At 37.8% G+C, this 25,672-nt stretch carries 24 protein-coding genes and 1 pseudogene; 22 read left to right on the plus strand and 3 right to left on the minus strand.

Features of this window, described 5'->3' with window-relative positions; translation table 11 throughout:
• The first annotated feature begins 1 nt into the window (after position 1).
• The 10 genes from murG (at position 2) to ileS (ending at position 11,372) form a co-directional block, all read left to right on the plus strand.
• Positions 2-1,093: an undecaprenyldiphospho-muramoylpentapeptide beta-N-acetylglucosaminyltransferase gene (gene murG, locus IGJ24_RS03710; protein WP_002355896.1), complete on the plus strand. Its 1,092-nt coding sequence runs from the start codon at positions 2-4 to the stop codon at positions 1,091-1,093.
• Between the two features lie 8 nt (positions 1,094-1,101).
• Positions 1,102-2,226: a cell division protein FtsQ/DivIB gene (locus IGJ24_RS03715; protein ID WP_002355897.1), complete on the plus strand. Its 1,125-nt coding sequence runs from the start codon at positions 1,102-1,104 to the stop codon at positions 2,224-2,226.
• 173 nt (positions 2,227-2,399) lie between these two features.
• Positions 2,400-3,722 (plus strand): cell division protein FtsA, encoded by a 1,323-nt coding sequence (gene ftsA / locus IGJ24_RS03720; RefSeq protein WP_002355898.1) that lies wholly within the window; start codon positions 2,400-2,402, stop codon positions 3,720-3,722.
• Positions 3,723-3,748: 26 nt separating this feature from the next.
• Positions 3,749-4,981 (plus strand): cell division protein FtsZ, encoded by a 1,233-nt coding sequence (ftsZ, locus tag IGJ24_RS03725; protein WP_129194219.1) that lies wholly within the window; start codon positions 3,749-3,751, stop codon positions 4,979-4,981.
• Between the two features lie 16 nt (positions 4,982-4,997).
• On the plus strand, positions 4,998-5,675 hold the full coding sequence (locus IGJ24_RS03730) for a YggS family pyridoxal phosphate-dependent enzyme (RefSeq protein WP_002358890.1): 678 nt from the start codon (positions 4,998-5,000) through the stop codon (positions 5,673-5,675).
• A gap of 13 nt (positions 5,676-5,688) precedes the next feature.
• Positions 5,689-6,333, plus strand: a complete 645-nt coding sequence (locus tag IGJ24_RS03735; RefSeq protein WP_002355901.1) for a cell division protein SepF — start codon at positions 5,689-5,691, stop codon at positions 6,331-6,333.
• Between the two features lie 28 nt (positions 6,334-6,361).
• Entirely contained in the window at positions 6,362-6,619 is a 258-nt protein-coding gene (locus IGJ24_RS03740) for a YggT family protein (RefSeq protein WP_002355902.1), read from the plus strand.
• A 26-nt stretch (positions 6,620-6,645) separates the two neighbouring features.
• Positions 6,646-7,428 (plus strand): RNA-binding protein, encoded by a 783-nt coding sequence (locus IGJ24_RS03745; RefSeq protein ID WP_002355903.1) that lies wholly within the window; start codon positions 6,646-6,648, stop codon positions 7,426-7,428.
• 151 nt (positions 7,429-7,579) lie between these two features.
• Complete coding sequence (gene divIVA, locus IGJ24_RS03750; protein ID WP_002355904.1) at positions 7,580-8,281, plus strand: cell division protein DivIVA; 702 nt, start codon at positions 7,580-7,582, stop codon at positions 8,279-8,281.
• 310 nt (positions 8,282-8,591) lie between these two features.
• On the plus strand, positions 8,592-11,372 hold the full coding sequence (gene ileS, locus IGJ24_RS03755) for an isoleucine--tRNA ligase (protein WP_002381313.1): 2,781 nt from the start codon (positions 8,592-8,594) through the stop codon (positions 11,370-11,372).
• A gap of 51 nt (positions 11,373-11,423) precedes the next feature.
• Here the strand turns inward: ileS and zwf are convergent, their stop codons facing one another.
• The 3 genes from zwf to IGJ24_RS03770 all read right to left on the minus strand — a co-directional run bounded on the left by zwf (position 11,424) and on the right by IGJ24_RS03770 (position 14,154).
• Positions 11,424-12,947, minus strand: a complete 1,524-nt coding sequence (zwf, locus tag IGJ24_RS03760) for a glucose-6-phosphate dehydrogenase (protein ID WP_002355906.1) — start codon at positions 12,945-12,947, stop codon at positions 11,424-11,426.
• Positions 12,947-13,615, minus strand: coding sequence for a metal-dependent transcriptional regulator (locus IGJ24_RS03765; RefSeq protein WP_002355907.1), 669 nt, complete (start codon positions 13,613-13,615; stop codon positions 12,947-12,949). Before IGJ24_RS03765 ends, zwf begins: the two co-directional genes overlap by 1 nt.
• A gap of 170 nt (positions 13,616-13,785) precedes the next feature.
• Positions 13,786-14,154, minus strand: coding sequence for a DUF4828 domain-containing protein (locus IGJ24_RS03770; protein WP_002396484.1), 369 nt, complete (start codon positions 14,152-14,154; stop codon positions 13,786-13,788).
• Positions 14,155-14,352: 198 nt separating this feature from the next.
• Between IGJ24_RS03770 and sfsA the strand changes: the two genes are divergently transcribed.
• From sfsA to IGJ24_RS03830, 12 genes and pseudogenes are all read left to right on the plus strand, one after another.
• On the plus strand, positions 14,353-15,084 hold the full coding sequence (gene sfsA / locus IGJ24_RS03775; RefSeq protein ID WP_010712190.1) for a DNA/RNA nuclease SfsA: 732 nt from the start codon (positions 14,353-14,355) through the stop codon (positions 15,082-15,084).
• A gap of 105 nt (positions 15,085-15,189) precedes the next feature.
• Positions 15,190-16,188 carry a Gfo/Idh/MocA family protein gene (locus tag IGJ24_RS03780; protein WP_002355910.1) on the plus strand — a complete coding sequence of 333 codons (999 nt, stop codon included), beginning with the start codon at positions 15,190-15,192 and terminating at the stop codon, positions 16,186-16,188.
• 26 nt (positions 16,189-16,214) lie between these two features.
• Positions 16,215-17,516, plus strand: coding sequence for a DEAD/DEAH box helicase (locus IGJ24_RS03785; protein WP_002366395.1), 1,302 nt, complete (start codon positions 16,215-16,217; stop codon positions 17,514-17,516).
• A 44-nt stretch (positions 17,517-17,560) separates the two neighbouring features.
• A complete protein-coding gene (locus IGJ24_RS03790) occupies positions 17,561-20,266 on the plus strand; it encodes a sigma 54-interacting transcriptional regulator (protein ID WP_002395747.1) in 2,706 nt (901 codons plus the stop codon).
• Between the two features lie 227 nt (positions 20,267-20,493).
• A pseudogene (locus tag IGJ24_RS03795) lies at positions 20,494-20,810 on the plus strand (PTS sugar transporter subunit IIB).
• Positions 20,811-20,951: 141 nt separating this feature from the next.
• Positions 20,952-22,415, plus strand: coding sequence for a PTS sugar transporter subunit IIC (locus IGJ24_RS03800; protein ID WP_002364646.1), 1,464 nt, complete (start codon positions 20,952-20,954; stop codon positions 22,413-22,415).
• A gap of 43 nt (positions 22,416-22,458) precedes the next feature.
• The gene (locus tag IGJ24_RS03805; protein WP_002355915.1) at positions 22,459-22,677 is read left to right on the plus strand and encodes a hypothetical protein; all 219 of its coding nucleotides are present in this window, start codon (positions 22,459-22,461) and stop codon (positions 22,675-22,677) included.
• 13 nt (positions 22,678-22,690) lie between these two features.
• Positions 22,691-22,891, plus strand: coding sequence for a DUF3188 domain-containing protein (locus tag IGJ24_RS03810; RefSeq protein ID WP_002355916.1), 201 nt, complete (start codon positions 22,691-22,693; stop codon positions 22,889-22,891).
• Complete coding sequence (locus IGJ24_RS03815) at positions 22,891-23,301, plus strand: DUF3284 domain-containing protein (RefSeq protein ID WP_002355917.1); 411 nt, start codon at positions 22,891-22,893, stop codon at positions 23,299-23,301. Before IGJ24_RS03810 ends, IGJ24_RS03815 begins: the two co-directional genes overlap by 1 nt.
• Positions 23,302-23,576: 275 nt before the next feature.
• Positions 23,577-23,903, plus strand: coding sequence for a PTS sugar transporter subunit IIB (locus tag IGJ24_RS03820; RefSeq protein ID WP_002355918.1), 327 nt, complete (start codon positions 23,577-23,579; stop codon positions 23,901-23,903).
• A gap of 22 nt (positions 23,904-23,925) precedes the next feature.
• Complete coding sequence (locus IGJ24_RS03825; RefSeq protein ID WP_002355919.1) at positions 23,926-24,246, plus strand: PTS lactose/cellobiose transporter subunit IIA; 321 nt, start codon at positions 23,926-23,928, stop codon at positions 24,244-24,246.
• Between the two features lie 65 nt (positions 24,247-24,311).
• Positions 24,312-25,589 carry a PTS sugar transporter subunit IIC gene (locus tag IGJ24_RS03830; RefSeq protein ID WP_002355920.1) on the plus strand — a complete coding sequence of 426 codons (1,278 nt, stop codon included), beginning with the start codon at positions 24,312-24,314 and terminating at the stop codon, positions 25,587-25,589.
• Positions 25,590-25,672 lie beyond the last annotated feature (83 nt).

Below are 25,672 nucleotides of genomic sequence, written 5' to 3' on the forward strand. Positions count from 1 at the left end.
AATGAAGATACTAGTAACTGGTGGTGGCACAGGTGGGCATATCTATCCTGCGTTATCCTTCGTCGAACACGTCAAAAAAGAAGCACCTGCAACAGAATTCTTGTATGTGGGAACAGAAAATGGTCTAGAAAGTCAAATTGTGCCAAAGGCGAAAATTCCATTTAAAACGATTAAAATTCAAGGATTTAAGCGTTCGCTAAGTCCTCAAAATTTTAAAACAATTTATTTATTTTTAACAAGCATTAATAAAGCAAAAAAAATTATTCGTGAATTTCAACCAGATGTGGTCATTGGTACAGGCGGTTATGTTTCTGGTGCAGTAGTTTATGCGGCCCACCAATTAAAAATACCGACAATTATTCATGAACAAAATAGTATCCCCGGAATGACAAATAAATTTTTAAGTCGTTATGTGGATAAAATTGCGATTTGTTTTCCAGATGTCGCTAGTTTTTTCCCGAAAGAAAAAACAATTTTAACAGGGAACCCGCGGGGACAAGAAGTCGTAACGGTGGAAAAGTCAGCTATTTTATCAGAGTTTGGCTTGGATCCAGCAAAGAAAACGGTGGTTTTATTTGGCGGAAGTCGTGGCGCCTTGAAAATCAATCAAGCGTTTGAACAGGCCTTTCCTTTGTTTGAAGAGAGAGAGTATCAAGTTTTATACGCTTCAGGAGAAAGATATTATCAGGAACTTCAAGAAAGTCTAAAGCTTTCTGAAAAGAAATTGACAAACATAAGTGTGCAACCGTATATTGATAAAATGGTTGAAGTGATGGCTAATACCGATTTAATGGTGGGACGAGCAGGAGCAACCTCAATTGCGGAGTTCACCGCATTAGGATTACCAGCAATTTTAATTCCGAGTCCTTACGTCACGAATGATCATCAAACGAAAAACGCGCAAAGCTTAGTAAAAGTTGGTGCTGTTGAAATGATTCCAGATGCAGAATTGACCGGCGCTCGTTTAGTTGCGGCAATTGATGATATTTTATTAAACAATGAAAAAAGACAACAGATGGCAACGGCGTCCAAAGGGGAAGGCATCCCAGATGCAAGTGATCGTTTGTATCAAGTTGTGAAAACGTTAGTCTGAGATAGGAGGTGTGGAAGATTAGTAACGAGAACGATATATTCAAAAAAAGAAAACCATTACCTCCAAAAAAATCGGAAGAGTCTCAACCTGAACTGACACCTTGGCAAAAACAAAACCAAGAATATTTGAAGAAGCAAGCGGAAGAAGCTGCTTCAAAAGGTGAAAACGAACAAGCAGAAGTCACCATCACTTTACAAGAACAAAGTCAAGAAGAGCCTCAACAACATCTTCCACAAGAAACAGTGGAAGAAGAGGAGCATTTTGCAGATCGTTTACCGAACGTTAAGAAAACACGGAACAAGCGCTTATACAGGCGTTTAGCCTTTATTTTAACTTGTTTAGGGACAGCCATTTTAGTGGCATTGTATTTTGTTTCGCCTCTTAGTCGATTGAGTGAAGTAACAGTTTCAGGCAACAAAAGTGTGGAGAGTCAAGCGATTATTCAGCAGTCAAAACTTGAAACGGGTAGTGGCTTATGGGAGCAGTATTCAAATAGAAATTATTTTTCTGCAAATATTCAGAAAAAGTTTCCAATTATAAAAAAGGCGAACATTAAGTTAAATGGTATTAATTCATTTAAAATTGATATTCAAGAGTATCAAATTGTCGCTCTTGCTGCGACTAAAGGCGGCTATCATCCGATTTTAGAGAATGGTAAAACTTTGGCGGAAACCACCAAAGCTGCTGAAAGTGGCAAACCAATTTTTGAAAATTTCAAAGAGGATAAATTAATCCCTGAATTAATGGCCTCTTACAACAAATTACCTCAAGAAATTAAACAAGGAATTTCAGAAATTAAATATGCACCATCCAAAACCAATAAAGACTTGATTAATGTCTATATGAATGATGGCAATCGAGTGATTGTTAATATTTCTGATTTAAGTGAAAAAATGGCTTATTATTCACAAGTAGCCGAGCAAATGGACAAACCTGGAATCGTTGATATGGAAGTCGGCATTTTTTCTTATCCGTATGAAAAAGAAAGTGAAGAAACGGGCAGTGAAGTTTCCGAAGATTCAGCGGTTGAAAATCAAGAAGTTGTGGACCCAAATGCAGGCGCAGCAACGGATGAAGCGAATAATGGTACGCCGACAAATGGAGAAAATCAAGAAGTGCAACAAGCAGAATAAGTTTTTTACAAAAATGTTTCAAAAATTAACGAACAAATTCGTATAATCTGCTTTCTAAAACCCCCATTTTTATGGTAAAATTGGAAGAAGTGAATAATACTAAAAAAGAGATAGTTAAACGGACGCCTTTGTCCGCTTAGATATTGGAATTAATAGGAGGAGGAATTCCGTTCATGGCAAAAACAGGAATGTATGTAGGCCTCGATATTGGTACAACTTCTGTCAAAGTAGTTGTCGCTGAATATATTGAAGGTCAAATGAACATCATCGGCGTTGGAAATGCAAAATCAGACGGTTTGAATCGAGGGATTGTCGTCGATATTGATCAAACAGTTCAAGCAATCCAACGGGCCGTTCGACAAGCCGAAGAAAAAGCCGGCATTCAAATTAAAAGCGTAAATGTTGGATTACCAGCGAATTTATTAGAAGTAGAAAGCTGTCAAGGAATGATAGCTGTTAGCAGTGAATCAAAAGAAATTACAGATGAGGATGTGCGCAACGTCGCATCTGCAGCTTTGGTTCGTTCAACTCCTCCTGAACGTCAAATTGTTGCAATCTTACCGCAAGACTTTACCGTCGACGGCTTTGAAGGCATCAAAGACCCACGTGGAATGCTTGGCGTTCGCATGGAGATGTTTGGCGTTGTCTATACTGGACCAAAAACAATCATCCATAACATCCGTAAATGTGTTGAAAAAGCTGGCTTAGGAATTAACGAATTAGTGATTACACCGCTTGCTTTAACAGAAACAATTTTAACAGATGGCGAAAAAGACTTTGGAACAATTGTCATTGATATGGGTGGCGGTCAAACAACGACATCTGTTATCCACGACAAACAATTGAAATTTACTCATGTTAACCAAGAAGGCGGCGAGTTCATCACGAAAGATATCTCAATCGTATTGAATACTTCTTTTAACAACGCCGAAGCCTTAAAAATTAATTATGGGGATGCTTATCCAGAAAGAACTTCAGCAAACGAAGAGTTTCCTGTTGATGTTATCGGTAAGTCAGAGCCTGTAAGAGTGGACGAACGTTACCTTTCAGAAATTATTGAAGCGCGTGTGGAACAAATTTTGAGAAAATCAAAAGAAGTTCTGGATGAAATTGATGCGTTTGAATTACCTGGAGGCGTTGTATTAACTGGTGGCGCCGCTAGTATGCCAGGTATTGTCGATTTGGCGCAAGAAATTTTTGAAGCCAACGTAAAACTATACGTACCAAATCACATGGGCTTACGTAACCCAGTCTTTGCTAATGTCATTAGCATTGTGGAATATTCAGCGCAACTAAACGATATTTATCACATTGCCAAATATGCAATCCCTGGTGAAAAATCGAAACCAGCACAATCAGTCGCTGTCCAACAAGAAGTTCGCTATGACACATATGCTGAACAGCCTCAAGAAGAATACGAAGAATTCAACGAACGTGAGTCTGGTGAAAAAGTGACAGGCAAAATCAAAGACTTCTTCTCGAACATTTTCGACTAATCACACAAACAGGAGGATACGATATCATGGAATTTTCATTAGACAATAACATTAACAACGGTGCAGTCATTAAAGTTATCGGTGTAGGTGGCGGCGGCGGAAACGCTGTAAACCGTATGATCGAAGAAAACGTTAAAGGCGTGGAATTTATCACAGCTAATACAGACGTTCAAGCATTAAAACATTCAAAAGCAGAAACAGTGATTCAATTAGGCCCTAAATACACTCGAGGTTTAGGTGCCGGTTCACAACCTGAAGTTGGCCAAAAAGCTGCAGAAGAAAGTGAACAAGTGATTTCAGAATCATTACAAGGCGCGGATATGATTTTCATTACTGCTGGTATGGGTGGCGGAACTGGTACAGGTGCTGCCCCAGTAGTTGCAAAAATCGCTAAAGAATTAGGCGCTTTAACAGTTGGTGTAGTAACACGTCCATTTAGTTTTGAAGGTCCAAAACGTGGTCGTTTTGCCGCTGAAGGAATTGCTTTATTAAAAGAAAACGTTGATACACTATTAATTATCTCAAACAACCGCTTATTAGAAGTTGTTGATAAGAAAACGCCAATGCTTGAAGCATTTAGAGAAGCTGATAATGTATTACGTCAAGGTGTTCAAGGGATTTCAGATTTAATCACTGCGCCAGGTTACGTAAACTTGGACTTTGCTGACGTGAAAACAGTGATGGAAAACCAAGGAACAGCTTTAATGGGAATTGGTGTAGCGAGCGGCGAAGAACGCGTAATTGAAGCAACGAAAAAAGCTATTTCTTCACCATTGTTAGAAACATCAATCGATGGTGCGGAACAAGTCTTATTAAACATTACTGGTGGCTTAGACATGACCTTGTTTGAAGCGCAAGATGCTTCAGATATCGTTACAAATGCTGCTTCAGGTGATGTGAACATCATCCTAGGTACATCAATCAATGAAGATTTAGGCGACGAAATTCGTGTAACAGTAATCGCTACAGGTATTGATGAATCAAAAAAGGATAGAAAACCGCACCGTCAAACAAGACAAGCGGTTCAATCAATGCAACAAACAACTCAATCTGTGGAAATGGATCAACCAAAATCACAAGAAGAAGCAAGTGCTTTTGGCGATTGGGATATTCGCAGAGAACAAAATACACGTCCAAAAGTTGATGAATCTTCATTAGAACAAGTAGACAAAAAAGAATTTGACACATTCCACCGTGAAGAACCAAATCACAATGATGACGAATTAAGTACGCCACCATTTTTCCGCAGAAAACGATAAGGAGCATCGATTAGAAATGATAGCTGAAAACTTAACAAATATTAATAATCAACTTCAGCTAGCATGCAAAAGCTCACAGCGCTCTGTTGCTGATGTGACAATGATTGGCGTCACTAAATCAGTAGGAATTGAGGAAGCAGCAGAGCTTGTTCAGCTTGGTGTCCAGAATTTAGCTGAAAACCGAGTAGATAAGTTACTAGAAAAGAAAGCTGGATTGGAAAAATTTAATGATATTCAGTGGCATTTAATTGGTAATTTACAACGTAGGAAGGTAAAATTAATTATTAATGAGATAGATTATTTTCATGCATTAGATAGTCTGAGTCTAGCCAAAGAAATTCAAAAAAGAGCAACGAAAGTTATTCGTTGTTTTGTTGAAGTGAATATAACTGGGGAAGAAAGCAAGCACGGCTTTCGTAAAGAAGACGTCTTACCTTTCATTCAAGAACTTGCTGATTTGGACAAAATTCAAATCGTCGGTCTAATGACTATGGCACCTTTTGGGGCAAGTGAAGAAGTATTACATGCAACATTTAGAGAATTAAAAGAGCTGCAAATGACCGTAAATGAGAAACATTTATCTTTTGCTCCTTGTACAGAACTTAGCATGGGAATGAGTAACGATTTCCCAATCGCAGTTGAAGAAGGTGCAACTTTTATACGAATCGGAACAGCGTTATTCAGAGATGCGTAAAGGAGAGGAATTTATGTCAATTTTTAACAAGGATGCGTTATCGAGCTTTTTTGGCTTATCTGGCGAAGAAGATGATTATTATGATAACTACGAAGAATATGAAGAGCGCAAAGCAGTTAATGAACCACCGCGTCGTGCAGCTCGGCCTAAACCACAACGCCCTGTTCAACAACAGGAAAGTTACAGTCAGCCAGCTTATACACAACAAAGTGAGCCTGTAGTTGAAAAGCCTTCTGCACGCTATCGTTCTGCTGAAGCGCATCAAGAAAGAGACACACAACAAGCTGCTTACACAGAGAAAAAAGTGGTTTCTATGCGTAGTTCTAATCAATCAGCGACTACGAATACAAGACGAGCACAAGAAAGCACCGCCAATGCAAAAACACATAAAATTACTATTATTGAACCACGTGTGTATTCAGAAGCAATGAGCATTGCGAAACATTTATTTGCTGAAGAAGCTGTGCTAGTTAATTTTACATTAGTAGAAGAAGACCAAGCACGACGCATCGTTGATTTCTTAACTGGTACTGTGTATGCTTTAGACGGAGATATTCAGCGCGTTGGCAATGAAATCTTCTTATGCACACCAGCGAATATGGAAATTGATAGTGCGACAGCACAATCTTTAGCCAACAAACAATTCTTTGATTTCTAAGCCTTAGGGAGGTGTTATTATCGCAACACTGATTACTCTATTATACAAAGGCGTTCAAATCTATTCAGGATTACTAGTGATTTACGCGCTACTTTCATGGTTTCCAGGAGCATATGATTCTGCTTTCGGGCGTTTGCTCTCTAGAATTTGTGAACCATACTTAAGTTTGTTTGACCGTTTGAATTTAAGGATTGGAATGGTTGGATTTAACGTAATGGTAGGGATTATTGTCCTTAACCTAGCAGCGGGTGGCTTAGCAGTCATTTTACGAGCTATTGTTTATTAATAACTTTTAGAAAGGATGATTTATCTATGAACGCAAATGTGTATCAACATTTCCGCAAAGATGAACATCCTTTTATTGACACTGTCGGGGATTGGCTAGAGCAAGTGGAGATGCAATACGCGCCTTATTTGACAGACTTTCTTGATCCTAGACAGGCGTATATTTTGGAAACGTTGATTCGACAAAACAGTGATTTATCGTTTACTTTTTATGGTGGTTATGAGCAAGCAGAACGAAAACGCTGCTTGATTTATCCAGCGTATTACATACCAGAAGAGACAGATTTTGGTGTTGTATTATTTGAAATTATTTATCCATCTAAATTTGCGACATTATCTCATGGGAAAATTTTAGGCACCTTGATGAATGTTGGGGTTCGTAGGGAAGCCTTTGGAGATATTATTTCCGATGGTGATAAGTGGCAGGTTTTTATAGCACAAGAAGTAGCTGGCTTCGTTGTTAACCAAGTCGACAAAATTGGTAAAATTACTGTTCGCTTAGAAGAGCGGGATTATACACAAATTTTGATACCGAAGGATGGTTGGCAAGAAGAGCGAACGACTATGAGCTCTTTGCGGCTGGATAGTGTAATTTCCGCCGTATTTAATATTTCAAGGCAGCGATCAAAACAATTGATCGAATCTGGTAAAGTAAAAGTCAATTGGACAGAAACGACACGACCAGATTTTGCTTTAGACTTATTAGATATTGTTTCGATACGAGGATTTGGGCGCCTTCAGATTCAAGAATTAGAAGGAAAAACAAAGAAAGAAAAATTTCGTGTCCTCTTAGGGGTATTGAGAAAATAATCTCGAACTTTTGTTTAAGAAAACCATTTTGGCTGTTCATTCAGACGAAGTTGTGTATAATAAAAAAAGTAAGATATTTGCTATTTCAGGATTAGTATGAGAATGTGTTCATAAGGGGTTTTACAAAAATAATCCAAAGAGGTGAAGGAATATGGCATTAACTCCATTAGATATTCAAAACAAAGACTTCTCAACAAAAATGAGAGGCTATAACCAAGACGATGTAGATGACTTTTTAGATCAAGTCACACGTGATTATGAAGATGCATTACAAAAAAATCGTGAACTTGAGAAATCATTAAAACACGCAGAAGAAAAATTACAATACTTCAATGAATTGAAAGATGCATTGAACCAATCAATTATTGTTGCACAAGATACCGCTGATAAAGTGAAATCAAGTGCCAATAAAGAATCAGAAATGATTATCACTTCGGCAGATAACCAAGCCAAAGAAACCTTGGTAGAAGCTGAACGTAAATCAAATGCAATGATTGCAGATGCTGAAGCGAAATCAACACAAATCTTAGCAGAAGCAATTGAACGTGCCCGTCAATTAGCTGGGGAAACAGAAGACTTGAAGAAGAAAACACGTGTCTTCCATCAACGCTTAAGCTTAATGCTTGAAACTCAATTAGAGCAAGTGAAGAGTGAAGAGTGGGAAGAGATTTTAAAGCCTTTTTCTAGTTATGTCGGAGACAAACATACAGCAGTTAAGGAAATTCTTGATGAACAAGACCTTGACAACGAAAATGAAACTGTTGTAAACTCTGAAGAGAACACAGATGCTGTAGTAGAAAAAAAGCCTGTAATTGAAGTCACTGAAGAAACAATTGAAGAAGAATCAAAATAGATAGAACAGAACGTTTAATGTTTATTCTTAGCAGCGAGTCAATGATAGTGAAAGTTTGACAGACACTGGCATTAAACAGATCCTCTATCCTAGATGCAGTTCTGAACACTTGAGTAGGAACTGCCGGATAATTACCGTTATCAATTTCAGAGAAAGTAGGGGCAACTCTACTTTGAATTTGGGTGGTAACACGAGTACTTCGTCCCTTGGGATGGAGTACTCTTTTTTTATCTACTTTTATCAGCTATCGTTCATCTTTAGTATGAACTAACACAATTAAATCGATAAAATGAAAGCGAGGCAAATGCATATGAAAATGAAAGAAACATTGCAATTAGGAAAAACAGCTTTTCCAATGCGTGGGAACTTGCCAAACCGTGAAGCAGAATGGCAAAAAGACTGGGAAGAAAAAGGCTTATATGAACAACGTCAAAAATTAAACGAAGGAAAACCAACCTTTGTTTTACATGATGGCCCTCCATATGCAAACGGAAATATTCATTTAGGACATTCTTTGAATAAAATCAGTAAAGATATTATTATTCGTTCAAAATCAATGTCTGGTTTCCGTTCTCCTTATGTGCCTGGTTGGGATACCCATGGTTTACCAATTGAGCAAGTGTTAACCAATAAAGGGGTTAAACGTAAAGAAATGACTGTCGCTGAGTATCGCGAAAAATGTAAAGAGTATGCCTTATCACAAGTCGATAAACAACGTAACGATTTTAAACGTTTAGGTGTGTCAGGCGATTGGGAACATCCATATATTACGTTAGATCCAGAGTATGAAGCAGCAGAAATTCGTGTTTTTGGTAAGATGGCAGAAAAAGGCTATATTTATAAAGGCTTAAAACCAATTTATTGGTCTCCTTCAAGTGAATCTTCTTTAGCAGAAGCAGAAATTGAATACAAAGATGTAAAATCACCTTCTATTTACGTAGCTTTTAATGTGGCCGATGGTAAAGGTCTTTTAGATAACGAGACAGCCTTCGTCATCTGGACGACAACCCCTTGGACATTACCAGCCAACTTAGGTATTTCAGTTAATCCTGATTTTACGTATGTTGAAGTGAAGGCAGACGGTCGTAAATTTGTAATTGCTAAAGATTTATTAACAACAGTTAAAGAAGCGATTGGTTGGGAAGAAGTAGAAGTCTTGCGAGAATTTTCTGGTGAAAAATTAGATCGTATGACAGCTCAACATCCATTCTATGATCGAACATCACTTGTTATGCTAGGCGACCACGTGACGCTAGATGCCGGGACTGGCTTAGTTCATACCGCACCAGGGCATGGTGAAGATGACTATATCGTTAGCCGTAAATATGATTTACCTGTTATTTCTCCTGTTGACAGCCGTGGGGTCTTTACAGATGAAGCACCTGGTTTTGAAGGAATTTTCTATGACAAAGCGAATCCAATGATTACTGAGTTATTAGAAGAAAAAGGCGCGTTATTAAAATTAGATTTCTTTACGCATAGTTATCCACATGACTGGCGTACCAAAAAACCAGTTATTTACCGTGCAACGCCACAATGGTTTGCTTCAATCTCTAAATTCCGTCAAGATATTTTAGATGAAGTTGAGAAAGTTGACTGGCTAATTCCTTGGGGAAAAACACGTTTGTATAATATGATTCGTGACCGTGGTGATTGGGTAATCTCTCGCCAAAGAGCGTGGGGTGTGCCATTACCGATCTTCTATGCTGAAAACGGGGAAGCCATCATTACGCCAGAAACAATTGAACATGTAGCGAATTTATTTGCAGAACATGGATCAAATATCTGGTTTATGCGTGAAGCAAAAGAGTTACTACCAGCAGGCTTTACACATCCAGGTTCACCAAATGGCGAGTTTACCAAAGAAACAGATATCATGGACGTTTGGTTTGACTCAGGTTCTTCACATGAAGGAGTTTTACGAGAAAGAGAAGAGTTAACTTTCCCAGCAGATATGTATTTAGAAGGTTCTGACCAATATCGTGGTTGGTTTAACTCAAGTATTACAACAAGTGTTGCTATCAATGGGGTAGCGCCTTATAAATCAATCATTTCTCAAGGGATGGTTCTCGATGGCGAAGGCCGTAAGATGAGTAAATCGTTAGGCAATACCATCTTACCTGAAAAAGTTATCAACCAAATGGGGGCAGATATCTTACGCTTGTGGGTAAGTAGTGTTGACGCGGAAGCCGATGTGCGTGTCTCAATGGATATCTTAAACCAAGTATCTGAAGTGTACCGGAAAATCCGTAATACTATGCGTTTCTTGTTAGCGAATACGAGTGATTTTAATCCAGCTGAGCATACTGTAGCTTATGCTGATTTACGTTCTGTAGATAAATACATGACGGTTCGTTTAAATCAAGTCATTCAAGAAATCCGTGAAAATGGTTATGAAAAATATAATTTCATGCATATTTATCGGACAGTTATGAACTTCTTAACTGTAGATTTATCTTCTTTCTATTTAGACTTTGCGAAAGATGTCGTTTATATTGAAGCTGAAAACGATTATCAACGTCGTTGTATGCAGACTGTTTTCTATCAAACATTGGTTTCATTAACAAAATTATTGACACCAATTATTCCACATACAGCGGAAGAAATTTGGAGTTTCTTACAAGAAGAAGAAGAGTATGTGCAATTAGCTGAATTCCCAGGTTACGAAACGTTTACTAATGAAGAAGAATTGATGGATACATGGGCAGCCTTTATGGATTTCCGTGACAATGTCTTAAAAGCGTTGGAAGAAGCTCGTCATTCTAAATTAATCGGTAAATCGTTAGAAGCCAAAGTGACCGTTTATCCAAATGAACAAATTCGTCAATTAATGACAGCTGTTGATGCAGATATTGCTCAATTACTAATTGTTTCCGACTTTGAAGTATCAAAAGAAGTAGCACCTAGTGAAGCTGTTCAATTTGAAGACATGGCTATTTTAGTTGAAAAAGCAGAAGGCGAAACGTGTGACCGTTGTCGTTCCGTTCGTCAAGATGTCGGCTCAGATGAAAAATTACCAACACTTTGTGGCCGTTGTGCACACATTGTTGAAGAAAATTATCCAGAAGCGGTTGCTGAAGGATTCGAATAAACAAGAAAAAAGATCCGCTAGTCGTTAACTAGCGGATCTTTTTTGGCTTATTTATTGATCAAGTTGACCGCGGTCACGGTACCAGTTATCTGGTTGCCATTCCCAAGTAAAGCCATCTTTTTCTAATAAGTCGAAGGCAGCTTGCGGGCCCATTGTGCCAGCGGCATAATTAGGGAAAGAAACGTCTGTTTTATCCCAAGCATGTCGAATAATGTCAACAATGCGCCAAGATTGGGCAACTTCGTCCCAATGAGAGAAGTTTGTACTATCGCCATTTAGGCAGTCTAATAGAAGTTTTTCATATGCTTCTGGACTATTTTCAGTCATTTCAGCACTTTGACGGAAATCAAGTTTCACTGGAGTTGTATTGAACCCTTGACCGATTTCTTTTCCATTTAAGGTTAATGAAAATCCTTCAGTTGGTTGGATATAGATAGTTAAAACATTCGGTGGTAAATCGGTTTTATCGCATTCTTCACACGTATCATCTTTGAAGACATTAATAGGTACTTGTTTAAAGACGATGTTAATACGTGTGCCTTTTTCAGTTAATCGTTTACCTGTGCGAACATAGAAAGGGACGCCAGACCAACGGAAATTATCAATTAAAAATTTACCAGCAACAAAAGTTTCAGTGGATGAAGTTTCTGCCACATTCGGTTCATCACGATAGGCTGCAAATGTTTGATCAGCTAGCTGACCTTCGCCGTATTGTCCACGCACGAAATTTTGAAGGGCTTCTTCTTCAGAATAAAGGCGGATGGCACGTAAAGCTTTTACTTTTTCAGTCCGAATTTCTTTTTCAGAAAAAGCAACAGGAGGCTCCATAGAAAGCAATGCAACGACTTGTAAAATATGATTTTGAACCATATCTTTTAGTGCGCCACTGTGGTCATAATAGCCGCCACGATCCTCGACACCTAAGCTTTCAGCGAAGGTGATTTGGACATTATCAATGTAACGATTGTTCCATTGTGATTCAAAAATATTATTGGCAAAACGAATGGCTGAAATATTTTGGATCATTTCTTTGCCTAAGTAATGGTCAATTCGGAAAATATCTTGTTCAGGAAATGCAGCACGAATTTCTTCATTTAATTCGTAGGCAGATTCATAATCAGAACCAAATGGCTTTTCGATAATTAGTCGATCAAAGCCTTCTTCCGAAATAATATGTTGTGATTTCAAGTGATTAACAATGGTTCCAAAGAATTGAGGGGCCATAGCTAGATAGTAAACATGATTACCTTCTAAGTGGTATTGTTCATTTAGACGATCAGATAATTCTTTTAAGGTATTATAATGTTCCGTATCATTCACATTATGTGATTGGTAATAGAAATGACTAGAAAATTCAGTCGCCTCTTCGGCCGTGGGATTTAAGTCTTGAATGGTTTCACGAACGATTTCCCGATAGTATTCGTCTGTCCATTCCCGACGTGCGGTACCAATCACCGCAAAACGCTCAGCTAATAATCCTTTTTTATATAAGCGGAACAGGGAAGGATACAATTTACGTTTGGCAAGATCACCTGTCCCCCCGAAAATAGTAAATAATGCTACTTTTTCATTCATTAGTTTTCCTCACTTTCTCTAATCAACGGCTCAACAAAAATTGTGTTTGCTGCTTTAAAGCTGACGGATAATTCTTTGTTTTCATTATAAATGGTGATAGGTCCTTCATATGCAGCAATTTCTTTAATCGTATATTCTTCTTGAATATTTAAATCAATGGAAACTAAATAATCCAGTAATTCTTTTTCGTCTAAGACACGTGCAATCCGAACTTTTGTGCCAACAGGGTAGTCTGTTAACGTTTGGCGTTTCTCCTCATGAATGGGTTGATTATCTTCGGGAATAACACCACCGTGTGGACAAAATTCTGGATGATTTAAATAATCCGCTAAACGGTTCACAAGCGTCTGTGAAGTAACATGTTCTAAAACTTCTGCCTCTTCGTGCACATCATTCCAAGTGTAATTTAAGTGCTCTACTAAAAAGACTTCCCAGATTCGGTGTTTGCGAATTAACGTACTCGCTTTTTTTAAGCCTTTTTCAGTTAATTGTACCCCTTGATAAGGAGAATGCTCAACCAAATCTTCTTTTACTAACTTTGAAATCATCTCACTAACCGAAGCTGCCGAAACATCGAGTCCAGAAACAATTTGTTTATTATTCACTTTAACTTCGTCGCCACCTAGTTCAAAAATTAATTTTAAATAGTCTTCGCGATTTGGTGTCATAGGGGCTCATCCTTTCAAAAAAACATCATCCTAAGTTTATCAGAAAAAGGCGCATTTGACTATTTAATAATATTCAAGTTGTAAGAAAACTTTCTGAATGCTTTTGCAAGGGATGTAAAAAATAAATCACCCACCGCACATACTTCGTTTTATGTGTCGTGGGTGATTTATTAATTGTAAATGGCCCGTTCTAGTGTGTAGGTTTCATCGTCGGCTTCATCGTAAAGCGTCGCAGGGACACCATTTTCACATTGAATGATTAAATGGTAACCTAACTTGTCTAAGATAACTAAGCGTTTAGGGGTTAATTCAACAAGCAAGGCATGCGTTTGTTTGCCATCAATGAAAACATTGAAAGATGAGGTGATTTCTAAGGTGTGTTGCGTGGCTTTTTTCACGTCTACAAACCACCAATGCCCAGTATAATTGTGTTGAAGCTCCTGTGGGGCAGGGAGCTGTTTATTTTTTTTCCAGAGGATAGAGCCTGCTAATCCAGTAAGTAAAGATGCACCAACCAAGAAAGTCCAATGTTTTTTCAAAGAAATTCCTCCTAACCTTCATTTTCATTTATTCGTCTTCGTTACCTTTATTATATAGAACTTGTCTAAAATATTCGACTAAATCGCTGAGAATTGACAAATATTTAATGATTGACACAAGATAGTAAAATTGTTGGTTTTGGTCTATACTTTTCCTTGTTTTTTTATGGTATAGTGTGTAAGAAAGGAAGTCTGTGTATGAAGTACCCGAATGTCCAACTTGCTTATTTTATCGAACGACCCAATCGGTTTATTGCACACTGTCGTTTAATGGAAACAAATGAAGAAGTGGTCACACATGTCAAAAATACTGGCAGAGGGAAAGAAGTTTTTTTACCAGGTGCTGTTGTGGCGCTTAGTTATCAACCATCGCCTAAAAGAAAAACAGATTACGATTTGATTGCAGTAAAAAAAGGTTCTTTTTGGATTAATATTGATAGCCAAGTACCGAATACATTAGTCAATGAAGCGTTAAAAAATGGTCAAATTGTGCTTCCTGGTTTAGTTGGTACGATCCAAACTGTTAAACGTGAGCAACGATTTGCACATTCAAAATTTGATTTTCTAGTGGAAACGGATGCGGACGAACAAGCTTTTGTCGAAGTGAAAGGCATGACTTTAGAAAATAAAGGCATCGGTGCTTTTCCTGACGCGCCAACACTTCGTGGCTTGAAGCATGTCACTGAACTAATGGCTGCAACTAAAGCGGGTTACCGCTGTTACATTTTGTTTGTGGTCCAATTTGAAGAAATTAAGCAAGCAACGATTCACCAAGAGATGCAACCTGCCTTTGCTGAAAATCTGGGTGCTGCAATTGATCAAGGTGTGCAAGTCCTTGCTTACAATTGCCACGTAACACCAGCAACGATTGAACTTAAGTCACAGGTAACCTTTGATTTATTACAGGCATTTGATGATCCTAATAAATAACTTGAAGAACTCCTAGCGCTTTAAGGCAGGGTAATTACGTGACTTTTGTACGAGAGATTACTATTATAAAGAGAGTAAATAAACAAAAAATGGAGGTTTTTGATTATGATACATTTAGGCGTAATTGGTACCAATTGGATTAGTCATCAATTTGTTGCAGCAGCTTTAGAAACGGGTGCGTACGATTTAACGGCTGTTTATTCTCGGAAACTAGCAACGGCACAAGAATTTGGTTCTCGCTATGGGGATGTGGAATATGCAATTGATTTAGAGACGTTTTTTGGTATTGCACATATGGATACGGTTTATATTGCCTCACCAAATTCATTACATTTTGAACAAGCGAAACAAGCAATTTTAGCGAAAAAAAATGTAATTGTTGAAAAACCAGCTTTTTCAACACCTGATGAGATGGCAGAAATTATTGAATTAGCGAATAAAAATCGTGTGTATTTCTTTGAAGCGGCCCGTAATATTCATGAGCAAAGTTTCCAAAAAATTGCTGAATTATTGCCATTAAAAAACCAAATTTTAGGTGCGAATTTTACGTATATGAAATATTCTTCTCGCTATGATCAAGTATTAGAAGGCAAAGAGCCAAATATTTTTTCTCCTCATTTTTCTGGGGGAGCCTTAGCAGATTTAGGCGTTTATTTAGTTTATGCAGCCTTGGGCTGGTTTGGCGTACCAAACGAAAGCCATTATTTTGCTAGTAAAATTGCGACAGGTGTCGATGGCTTAGGAACAATTATTTTACGATATGATCAGTTTGACGTGACGTTAAACACTGGGAAAATTAGTGATTCTTTTGCGCCATCCGAAATTTACTTTGAAAATGGGACCTTGATTTTAGATAGTGTCAATGCTATTTCTTCGGCTGAGTACCATGATCGCGCACATGAAGAACGTGATGTCTTAGATATTCAAGTAGCCGATAATCCAATGATTGAAGAAGCCCGTGATTTTGCAGCAGTTTTAAATAACCCAACAGATAAGTATTGGGGCACCAAGTATGAAGAATGGGTTGAGCTTGCTCGAAATGTCAATAAAGTAGTCACTGATTTACGTCATAGTGCCGGCATTATTTTTGATGCTGATAAATAAGAATTAAGCGATAGGAAAGGAACAATATGAGATTTTTAGAACAACTTCCAGAGGCTTGGCAAGAACAGTGGCAAGCTTCTGGCTTTAACGAACCATCAACAATTCAAGAAAAAAGTTTTACGCCCCTTCGCGAAGGAGAAAATGTTTTAGGAATTTCGCCGACAGGAACTGGAAAAACACTTGCTTACATGCTGCCTTTACTCTTAACTGTTGAAAAAGGACAGGGAAATCAATTGTTGATTATTGCTCCGTCTCAAGAATTAGCTATGCAAATTGCTGAAGTTGCTCGGACTTGGGCTAAGCCACTTCAATTAACGGTTCAAACGTTAATCGGTGGGGCAAATGTTTCACGCCAGATTGACAAGTTAAAAAAACGTCCCGAAGTGTTAATCGGAACACCAGGTCGAATTTTAGAGTTAATGAAGAATAAAAAAGTCAAAGCTCAGTTGTTAAAAACAATCGTAATGGATGAAGTTGATCAACTTTTCCAAGAGGAAGAGCTAAGTTTAACCAAGCAAATTTTGACACACACACCAACCGAATACCAACTTGTTTTTTATTCAGCGACTGCTGATCGTGTCGTGAATCAAGCGCAATCTTTAAGCCAAAAATTACAGGTGATTGATGTGACGGAAGAAGATACTTCAGCAGGTCAAGTCGCCCACTACTTTATTCGGTTAGCACCAAGAAAAAAAGCTGATTACTTACGTCGTTTGGCCCATACAGAAGCATTCAGAAGCATGGTCTTTTTCAATCAAGTTGCTGATTTAGGTGCAGCAGAAGAAAAATTAGTTTATGAGAATGTGCCAGCTATTGGTCTGGCTTCAGATCAAAGTAAACAGTTGCGTAAATTGGCGATCGATCAATTTAAAGCAGAACGAGTGAAGTTGTTATTAACCACGGATATTGCGGCACGGGGCTTAGATTTCACAGGGGTCCCTTACGTCGTAAACGTAGATGTTCCTTTAACCGAAGAGAGCTATATTCATCGTTCTGGTCGCGTTGGCCGGATGGGTGCACAAGGGGCAGTGATTACGTTTATCAACGATGGCACCAAAAGGGATTATCAACGTTTGATGAAACAATTGGCCATTCCTTATCAGGAAATCTTTTTATATGATGGTGCACTTCATGAGCAGCCAAAAGCCAAAGATGAACTAGAAAAAAAGAATGTAGCCAAAGATACGTATTCAGAAAAAAAGAGTACGAAAGAAAGAAAACCAGAAACAGTAAATTCTGTTGTCAAAGAACCACAAGAAACACGCAAAAAGAAGAAAAACAAAAAGAAAAACACGAAAAACAAAGGAGCTCGTAAAGCGAAGAAATAACGCTTTACGAGCTTCAAGCAGAACGTTGTATCGAGGAGGATTCCATGAAATCTCGGAAGGAAGAAATCTTAGCGTTACTTCAAAAAAATGAAACTGGCTTAACGGCAGGAGCGGTAGCAGAACAGTTAATGATTGATCGCAGTAATGCCAGCCGTTATTTAAATGAATTATTCAAAGAAAAGAAAATTACTAGAAGTACTGGACGTCCTGTTATCTATTCAGTGCCAATAATCAATGAAGGAGAACAAGTCCATGTAGATGAGTCCACCTCTGTTAGTTTTGACACATTAGTAGGTGCCAATGATTCTTTAAAAGTGAGTATTCAGCAGGCCAAGGCGGCTATTTTATATCCACCAAGAGGTTTGCATACGATTATTTTTGGGAAAACAGGAACAGGGAAATCTCTTTTTGCTGAATGTATGTACCGTTTTGCCATTGATTCAAAAACCTTAGATGAAGATGCCCCTTTTGTCTCTTTTAATTGTGCTGATTATGCACAAAACCCACAATTATTATTTGGTCATATCTTTGGCGTAAAAAAAGGCGCCTATACTGGTGCGAATGAAGATAGTCCAGGCTTAATGGCAAAAGCAGATGGCGGGATTCTCTTTTTAGATGAAATTCATCGCTTACCGCCAGAAGGTCAAGAAATGCTCTTTACGTTTATTGATAAAGGCGTGTACCGTCCATTAGGAGAAAGTGGTCAAACCTATGAAGCCTCTGTTCAAATTATTGGTGCGACAACGGAATCCTCAGAAAACTTTTTAACCACTTTTAATCGGCGGATTCCGATGTCGATTACATTACCATCTTTAGATGCACGGACGCTAGATGAGCGTTATGCCATCATTTCGTTATTTATTCAGCAAGAGGCAACACGTTTGGGCCAACAAATTGATATCGAACGCGAAGCAGTTTTGGCGTTCATGTTATACGATGCAGAAGGAAATATTGGTCAGGTGAAGCGGGACTTAAAATTAGTTTGTGCTAAGTCATTTCTTTATTATCGGACGCACAATTTAGAACACTTGGTTATCCGTAAACGGGATTTGTCGTTACCTGTCCAAAAAGGATTATTAAAAATTAAAGAAGTGCCTGAGCGCTTGGATCAATTTGTCGATAGTAAAAGTAATTATTTATCTTTCCAGCCAGGTACCAACAAAATTGTTTGGTCGCAAGATCCAGCTAGAGACATGCAAGTTTACAATGAAATCGAAGAAAAAGTCGCTGATTTGTCCGAAGCAGACTTAGAAAATGTTGATTTAGAAGAATTGATTTCTAAAGATATGAATGCGTATTTTAAAAATTATGTCGAAGAATTAACCCAACATTCTTTACATAAGGAGTTATTACCAGAAGCTATTTGGGACTTAACGAATCGTCTTTATGATATCGCAGAAGAGCGTTTGGAACACACGTACAATGAAACAGCACGCTTTGCCTTTGCGCTTCATTTACAAAGTACGATTGAACGTGTCAAAGAAGGTCACGTGATTGTCCATCCTGATTTAAATAATGTCCGTAAAAACATGAAAAAAGAATTTCAAGTAGCCTTAGATTTATCTTCTATTATTGAAGAAGAGAACAACATAGAGATTCCTTTCGATGAAATTGGCTTTATTAGTATGTTTTTATCTATTAATGTCGGTAAAGAAGAAAGAACTCCAGAAAATAATGTTGGTGTGTTCGTCTTAATGCATGGGGATTCTACTGCCTCAAGTATGTTGAAAACCGCCCAAGAACTTTTAGGAACATCAATCGGAACAGCGATGAATATGCCGTTAACGATGGAAGTTCAAACAATGTATGAACAATTACGAAACCAAGTAATTACGCAAAAAGAATCGTTAAATAATGGGATTTTGTTACTGACGGATATGGGTTCATTAAATTCGTTTGGAAATATGTTGTTTGAAGAAACAGGTATCCGAACGAAGGCGATTACAATGACGAGTACAATGATTGTCTTAGAAGCTATTCGAATGGCAAGCGTGGGACGAAGTTTAGAGGACATTTACCAAAATATTCAACTTTCTTTTGAAAGCGTTGTGAGAGAACAATTTCGCTCTAGTCTGCAAAAACGTCAAAACGTAAAAAAAGCAGTAATCGTGACGTGCTTTACAGGAGAAGGGGTTGCCGCAAAACTATACCAACGAATCTTACCAGTTATTGATGAAACAAAAGTGGAACTGATTCAAATGCAATTTATTGAACGAGAAACGTTCAAAAAGCATATCGACAACTTGATGGAAGAATATGAAATTAAGGCCATTGCGGGCACTGTGGATGTTGAATATCAAAATATTCCTTTCTTTTCCGTCTATGATATTTTTGATGATGAAAAATTAAATGTACTGAAACGGATTGCTAGTGATGAAGTGGCGATTGATACAATTGTTCATTCACTAAGTGGCGTCATTACTTCTGTGGACTCCTTACAAAAATTAATTCTCATGTTACAAAAAACAGTTCATCAAATACAAACAGACATGCATATTATTGTTGAACCAGGGGTGGATGCCGGAATCATGATTCATTTGGCTTTTCTGGTAGATGCTTTAATTAAAGGAGAAGAAGCAAGAACTTTTCCAAACTTAGCGGAATATGTTAAAACACATCGTTTAGAAATCGATGTCGTACGCACGAATTTTATGTTAATTGAACGGGCGTATCGTGTGACGATTCCAGAAGCGGAAGTTGCGCATGTTACCCAAATGTTTTTAGAAAATGAAATTAAAAGTAAACAATAATAAATAAAAAACATCAAGAAATGAGAAAACGCTCTCTTTTTTCTTGATGTTTTCTTTTTGTAAATTACACACAATTTCATGTGTGTAAGCGTTTTCTTTTAGTGTGTGCACGCTTTTTTTGATGATGAAAGCTGTTATATCAGCATTTTAATGAAGAAAAAACTTGGCACAATTATTGCTATAAATAAAGTGTATAACGTCATAACTTTTAAGGGGATGAAGAAAAAATGGCAAAAAAAACAATTATGTTAGTTTGTTCCGCAGGAATGAGCACGAGTTTATTAGTAACAAAAATGCAAAAAGCAGCGGAAGATCGTGGTATGGAAGCAGACATCTTTGCAGTATCGGCTTCTGAAGCAGATACAAACTTGGAAAATAAAGAGGTGAATGTTTTACTTTTAGGTCCACAAGTTCGTTTCATGAAAGGGCAATTTGAACAAAAATTACAGCCAAAAGGATTCCTTTAGACGTAATTAACATGGCAGACTATGGCATGATGAATGGCGAAAAAGTTTTAGATCAAGCAATCTCATTAATGGGATAAGGAATTAAAAGGTTTAAGAAAAGTGAATAGCAAATAAGGATAGTGCATGTTACCAAAGGTTTTATTTTGTACGCTCGATTCATTCGTTTAATGAGGCTACTGCCTTTTTAATAAATATAAATGGATACAGGAGGAATAAAAATGAACGGATTAATGGCATGGATGGAAAAATATATCTTACCAACTGCCGCAAAAATTGGTGCACAGAAACATCTGGTGGCACTAAGGGATGCTTTTATTGGTACATTACCTGCGACAATGGCTGGATCAGTCGCCGTAATGATTAACGCAATTATTCGAGATCTTCCCCAAGAGTTTGTCTCAACTTATGCGGCAAGTTTGGAAGCAGACAAAGGTATTTTTGCAGTATTGAATGTCATCATTGGGATTAATGGTTTTGTTTGGAATGGTACATTGGCTATCGCTGGTTTGATTTTCGCTTTTTCTTGGGGCTATAACTTAGCGAAAGCATACAATGTGAATGAGCTAGCTGGTGGGATTGTGAGTTTAGCTACCTTAATTTCAGGTGTTGCTTTTGCACCAAATAACACAGCTGAATTAGCTGTAAAAGTGCCAGAAAAGATTGCCAACGCAATTAATGGGGCAGAAATTGGTGCGTCAATTGCTAATAATCAATTGACTGTCAATCCATGGGGTTGGTTAAATCTCAATCATTTAAATGGTAACGCTTTCTTTACAGTGATGATTATGGGCGCTTTATCAACCATTATTTTTTGTAAATTAATGCAAGCGGATTTAACAATAAAAATGCCTGATTCTGTTCCACCAGCAGTTTCAAAAGCGTTTGCGGCAATTTTACCAGCAACAATCGCATTGTATGTCGTAGCAATTATTAACTTTACGGTGTCAAAACTTTCAGGCGGTCAATTATTAATTGACTTAATTCAAAAATATATCGCGGAACCGTTCCTTGGGTTATCACAAGGACTAGGCGCTGTGTTAATCGTAACGGTTTTTGTTCAAATTTTCTGGTTCTTTGGTATTCACGGTCCAAACGTTTTGGCACCAGTTCTTGAAGGAATTTGGGGACAAGCACAATTAATCAATATTGATATTTTCCAAAAAGGTTATGAAGGAAAAACAGGAACAGCTGCGGTTTTAGCCGCTATTGACGACGGTAAAGCCTACATGTGGGTCCGTGGTTCGTTTGATGCTTTTGCTTGGTTTGGTGGTTCAGGCGGTACAATCGTCCTAATTATTGCAATCTTGTTATTCTCCAAACGAGCAGATTATTTAACAGTCGGTAAATTATCATTAGGACCTGGGATCTTTAATATCAATGAACCGATTATGTTTGGTTTACCAGTTGTTCTGAATCCAATTATGTTTATTCCATTTGTAATTGCGCCATTAGTTGCTACTACAATTGGCTGGGTTGCAACGTATCTTGGGCTAGTCGCCCCAGTTTCTCAACAAGTCGCATGGGTGACACCGCCGTTGCTATTATCTTTCTTAGCGACAGGTGCCGACTGGCGCGCACCAATCGTAGCGTTGGTATGTATGGTAGTCACTTTCTTGATTTGGACACCGTTTGTTATCGCTGCTAACAAAATGGATCCTGCATTAGGCGAAAGTGAGCAATAGGCAATAAAAACAGCAATTACTTGTATAGAAAGGAGCGAGCGGCATGATTTCGATTGCAAGTGCAATGAAGCAAGAGGAAATTATTACTTTATTAGAGGCATATCAAGGGGAAAATGAAACATTTACTTTTAAAGAAAAGAATGGTATTAAGTTATTTTTTGAAGTTGAAGGAGACCCTGAAACTGCTGCACAAGTTGCAAAACAGCTGATTAAGGAACAACCTTGGGGTGGCGTTTTATACTTCCAAGCAACGGTAGTCTAAAAAGATAGGATGGATGAAAATGATTAGAAATGGATTATTTTTATGTAGTATTGGCTTCTTGATTGTTTTGTATTCGTTGAATCCCAGCTCCTTAAACTATGATTTATTAAGTCTGACAACGGGAATTTTTTTCATTGGACTTGGTGGTTACCTGTTTTTTAAAGGAAAAAAAGTTGCTGAAGAAGAGGCGACAAAGGATGAGGTGAAACGGTAATGGAAATTACGAAAACATTAACTATTTCAGCAGATGAATTTTACACGCAATTAATGAATTCTGTTATTTTTGATATCCGTAAGCAAACAGGCAAAACTCTTACAAGAAAGCAGTTACGTAAGTTTGAATATATCAAAGAATATAGTAAAAATAGTCGCGCGAAAATAGTTATTGAAGAAGCTGTAGAAAATAAGACCTATCAATTTCGAACATCCACAACTAAAAATGATTTCTCGGTGCGGTATGAGCTCCAGCCAATTGATGAAAAAAGCTGTGAACTGCGTTATACAGAAACAATGGTTTCTTATGGGGCGTTACAAAAACTGAATGATGCAGTATTAGGTATCTTTTTAAGTTATTTTAAAAAGAAACAGTTTTATAAAATGCTTAAAATGATGGAAACTGCTTAAAGGGAAAAAGCGGCTTTTGTCCAGTTGATTCTCTTCAGCTTTAGAAAGTGAGCGATGAGTCGTTTCGACTTATCGCTCACTTTCTTTTGTTGCCCTATTATTTTGGAAACGCACACAAAAAAGCTGTGTGTAATCGTTTTATTTTTAGTGTGTACACGCTTTCTATGTTGAAAAACGTTGTCATATCAAGGTTTTCAATGTGTTAAAACTTGGCACGCTTCTTGCTTATATAAAGGTGTAAAGCAAAACAAAGAGAATTTAGGAGATGAAGGAAAATGGCCAAAAAAACAATTATGTTAGTTTGTTCCGCAGGAATGAGCACAAGTTTATTAGTAACAAAAATGCAAAAAGCAGCAGAAGATCGTGGCATGGAAGCAGACATCTTTGCAGTATCGGCTTCTGAAGCAGATACAAACTTGGAAAATAAAGAGGTAAATGTTTTATTATTAGGCCCACAAGTTCGTTTCATGAAAGGACAATTTGAACAAAAATTACAACCAAAAGGGATTCCTTTAGATGTAATTAACATGGCGGACTATGGCATGATGAATGGCGAAAAAGTTTTAGATCAAGCAATTTCATTAATGGGATCATCAAACTAGAGCAGAAAATGGGGTAGAGGTAATGGACGGACAACAGAACTTAGAAGCAATCATGGGTTTAATCATGTATGGCGGAAATGCTAAAAGCGATGCAATGGAAGCGATTGCCGCAGCAAAATCGGGGGATTTTGAATTAGCAGACAAAAAAATTGCAGATGCAGAAGAATCACTTGTACATGCACATCATTCGCAAACAGGAATGTTAACAGAAGAAGCAAAAGGCAATAACATGCAAGTAACATTGTTAACAGTGCACAGTCAAGATCATTTAATGACTGCGATTGCATTTACAGATTTAGCAAAAGAAATTATCGATCTTTATCGCCGTATTGATAACGAGTAATCTCGTTGTCAATACGTCTTATAAGAAAAACGCGCTTGAGAAAGCGTTAATTAGGAGGAATAACAATGGACGGATTTGTTCAATGGATGGAGAAACACTTTATGCCGAAAGCGTCAGTAATCGCAGCGCAACGGCACTTGGTAGCAATTCGTGACGCGTTTGTCGTAACGATGCCATTAATGATTTTAGGGGCTTTGGCGGTATTAATTAATAATATTCCAATTCCAGGATATGAGGACTTTTTAAACAAAATTTTCCCAATGATGTATAACGATGCACCAATTTGGAAAAGCTTTGGTGGCAACATTTGGAACGGTACATTCGCAATCTTTGCCGTTTTAGTAGCCTTTTTAGTAGCACACAATTTAGTTAAATCTTATGGAAAAGACGGCATTGCAGCCGGTACAGTTTCTGTAGCTTCATTCTTCGCAGTTGGCGGCTTAGAAGGCATGGGCGCAACTGGATTATTTATTGCTTTGATTATTGCACTTATTTCAGGAGAACTATTCCAACGTTTATCTGGCAATCCTAAATTAGTTATCAAAATGCCTGATGGTGTACCACCAGCAGTAGCAAAATCATTTGCGGCATTATTACCAGCAATGATTACAATCAGTTTATTTAGTTTAATTACATCAATTCTATTTGCTTTAGGAATTGACAATATCGTTATTTCATTCTATGAAGCAGTTCAACAACCATTTATGGGACTTGCAAACAGCTACCCATCAGCATTATTGTTAGCTTTCATTACACCATTCTTATGGTTCTTTGGTTTACATGGTGCCAACATGGTTGACCCATTAATGCAAACAATCAACGTACCAGCGATTGATGCGAACATTAAAGCTTTAGAAGCAGGTAAAGCAATTCCTTACATTGTAAACAAACCTTTCTTTGATTCATTTGTAAACTTAGGTGGAACAGGAGCAACATTAGGTCTGTTAATTGCTATCTTTATCGTAGGTCGTCGTAACAAACCATACAAAGTCATTACAAACTTAAGTTTAGCACCAGGACTATTTAATATTAATGAACCAGTCATGTTCGGTTTACCAATTGTTTTAAACCCAATCATGTTTATCCCATTCATTTTAGTCCCAATGGTTCTTGTAACTGTTGCGTATGTGGCGACAGCAACTGGTTTAGTACCAGCTGCAACCTTTATGCCACCTTGGGTAACACCACCAATTATTGGCGGATTTTTAGCAACGAAGAGTATCGCCGGCGGAGTTTTAGCAGCTGTTAACTTATTGATTTCTATTTTGATCTACATGCCTTTCGTAAAAGTAGCAACAGATCAATACTTGAAACAAGAAGCAGCCGCAGAAGCAGCTGAGTAAAAAATCGAAGGATTGAATCGTCCGGACTCTTACGGAGGGTTCAATCCTTTTTTTAATGATTAAATCGTAAAGGAGCAAACAAC

This window comes from Enterococcus sp. DIV0546, assembly GCF_051712785.1.
In the GTDB taxonomy this organism is placed as follows: Bacteria; Bacillota; Bacilli; order Lactobacillales; family Enterococcaceae; genus Enterococcus; species Enterococcus faecalis.

Coding starts and splice junctions, on each gene's coding strand:
- IGJ24_RS03785 (WP_002366395.1), top strand. CDS start 16,215: ATGAGATTTTTAGAACAACTTCCAGAGGCTTGGCAAGAACAGTGGCAA.
- IGJ24_RS03745 (WP_002355903.1), top strand. CDS start 6,646: ATGAACGCAAATGTGTATCAACATTTCCGCAAAGATGAACATCCTTTT.
- IGJ24_RS03780 (WP_002355910.1), top strand. CDS start 15,190: ATGATACATTTAGGCGTAATTGGTACCAATTGGATTAGTCATCAATTT.
- IGJ24_RS03815 (WP_002355917.1), top strand. CDS start 22,891: ATGGAAATTACGAAAACATTAACTATTTCAGCAGATGAATTTTACACG.
- IGJ24_RS03825 (WP_002355919.1), top strand. CDS start 23,926: ATGGACGGACAACAGAACTTAGAAGCAATCATGGGTTTAATCATGTAT.
- ftsA (WP_002355898.1), top strand. CDS start 2,400: ATGGCAAAAACAGGAATGTATGTAGGCCTCGATATTGGTACAACTTCT.
- IGJ24_RS03765 (WP_002355907.1), bottom strand. CDS start 13,615: ATGACACCAAATCGCGAAGACTATTTAAAATTAATTTTTGAACTAGGT.
- divIVA (WP_002355904.1), top strand. CDS start 7,580: ATGGCATTAACTCCATTAGATATTCAAAACAAAGACTTCTCAACAAAA.
- IGJ24_RS03730 (WP_002358890.1), top strand. CDS start 4,998: ATGATAGCTGAAAACTTAACAAATATTAATAATCAACTTCAGCTAGCA.
- zwf (WP_002355906.1), bottom strand. CDS start 12,947: ATGAATGAAAAAGTAGCATTATTTACTATTTTCGGGGGGACAGGTGAT.
- IGJ24_RS03830 (WP_002355920.1), top strand. CDS start 24,312: ATGGACGGATTTGTTCAATGGATGGAGAAACACTTTATGCCGAAAGCG.
- IGJ24_RS03735 (WP_002355901.1), top strand. CDS start 5,689: ATGTCAATTTTTAACAAGGATGCGTTATCGAGCTTTTTTGGCTTATCT.
- IGJ24_RS03805 (WP_002355915.1), top strand. CDS start 22,459: ATGATTTCGATTGCAAGTGCAATGAAGCAAGAGGAAATTATTACTTTA.
- IGJ24_RS03810 (WP_002355916.1), top strand. CDS start 22,691: ATGAAAATGATTAGAAATGGATTATTTTTATGTAGTATTGGCTTCTTG.
- murG (WP_002355896.1), top strand. CDS start 2: ATGAAGATACTAGTAACTGGTGGTGGCACAGGTGGGCATATCTATCCT.
- IGJ24_RS03820 (WP_002355918.1), top strand. CDS start 23,577: ATGGCCAAAAAAACAATTATGTTAGTTTGTTCCGCAGGAATGAGCACA.
- sfsA (WP_010712190.1), top strand. CDS start 14,353: ATGAAGTACCCGAATGTCCAACTTGCTTATTTTATCGAACGACCCAAT.
- IGJ24_RS03790 (WP_002395747.1), top strand. CDS start 17,561: ATGAAATCTCGGAAGGAAGAAATCTTAGCGTTACTTCAAAAAAATGAA.
- IGJ24_RS03800 (WP_002364646.1), top strand. CDS start 20,952: ATGAACGGATTAATGGCATGGATGGAAAAATATATCTTACCAACTGCC.
- ileS (WP_002381313.1), top strand. CDS start 8,592: ATGAAAATGAAAGAAACATTGCAATTAGGAAAAACAGCTTTTCCAATG.
- ftsZ (WP_129194219.1), top strand. CDS start 3,749: ATGGAATTTTCATTAGACAATAACATTAACAACGGTGCAGTCATTAAA.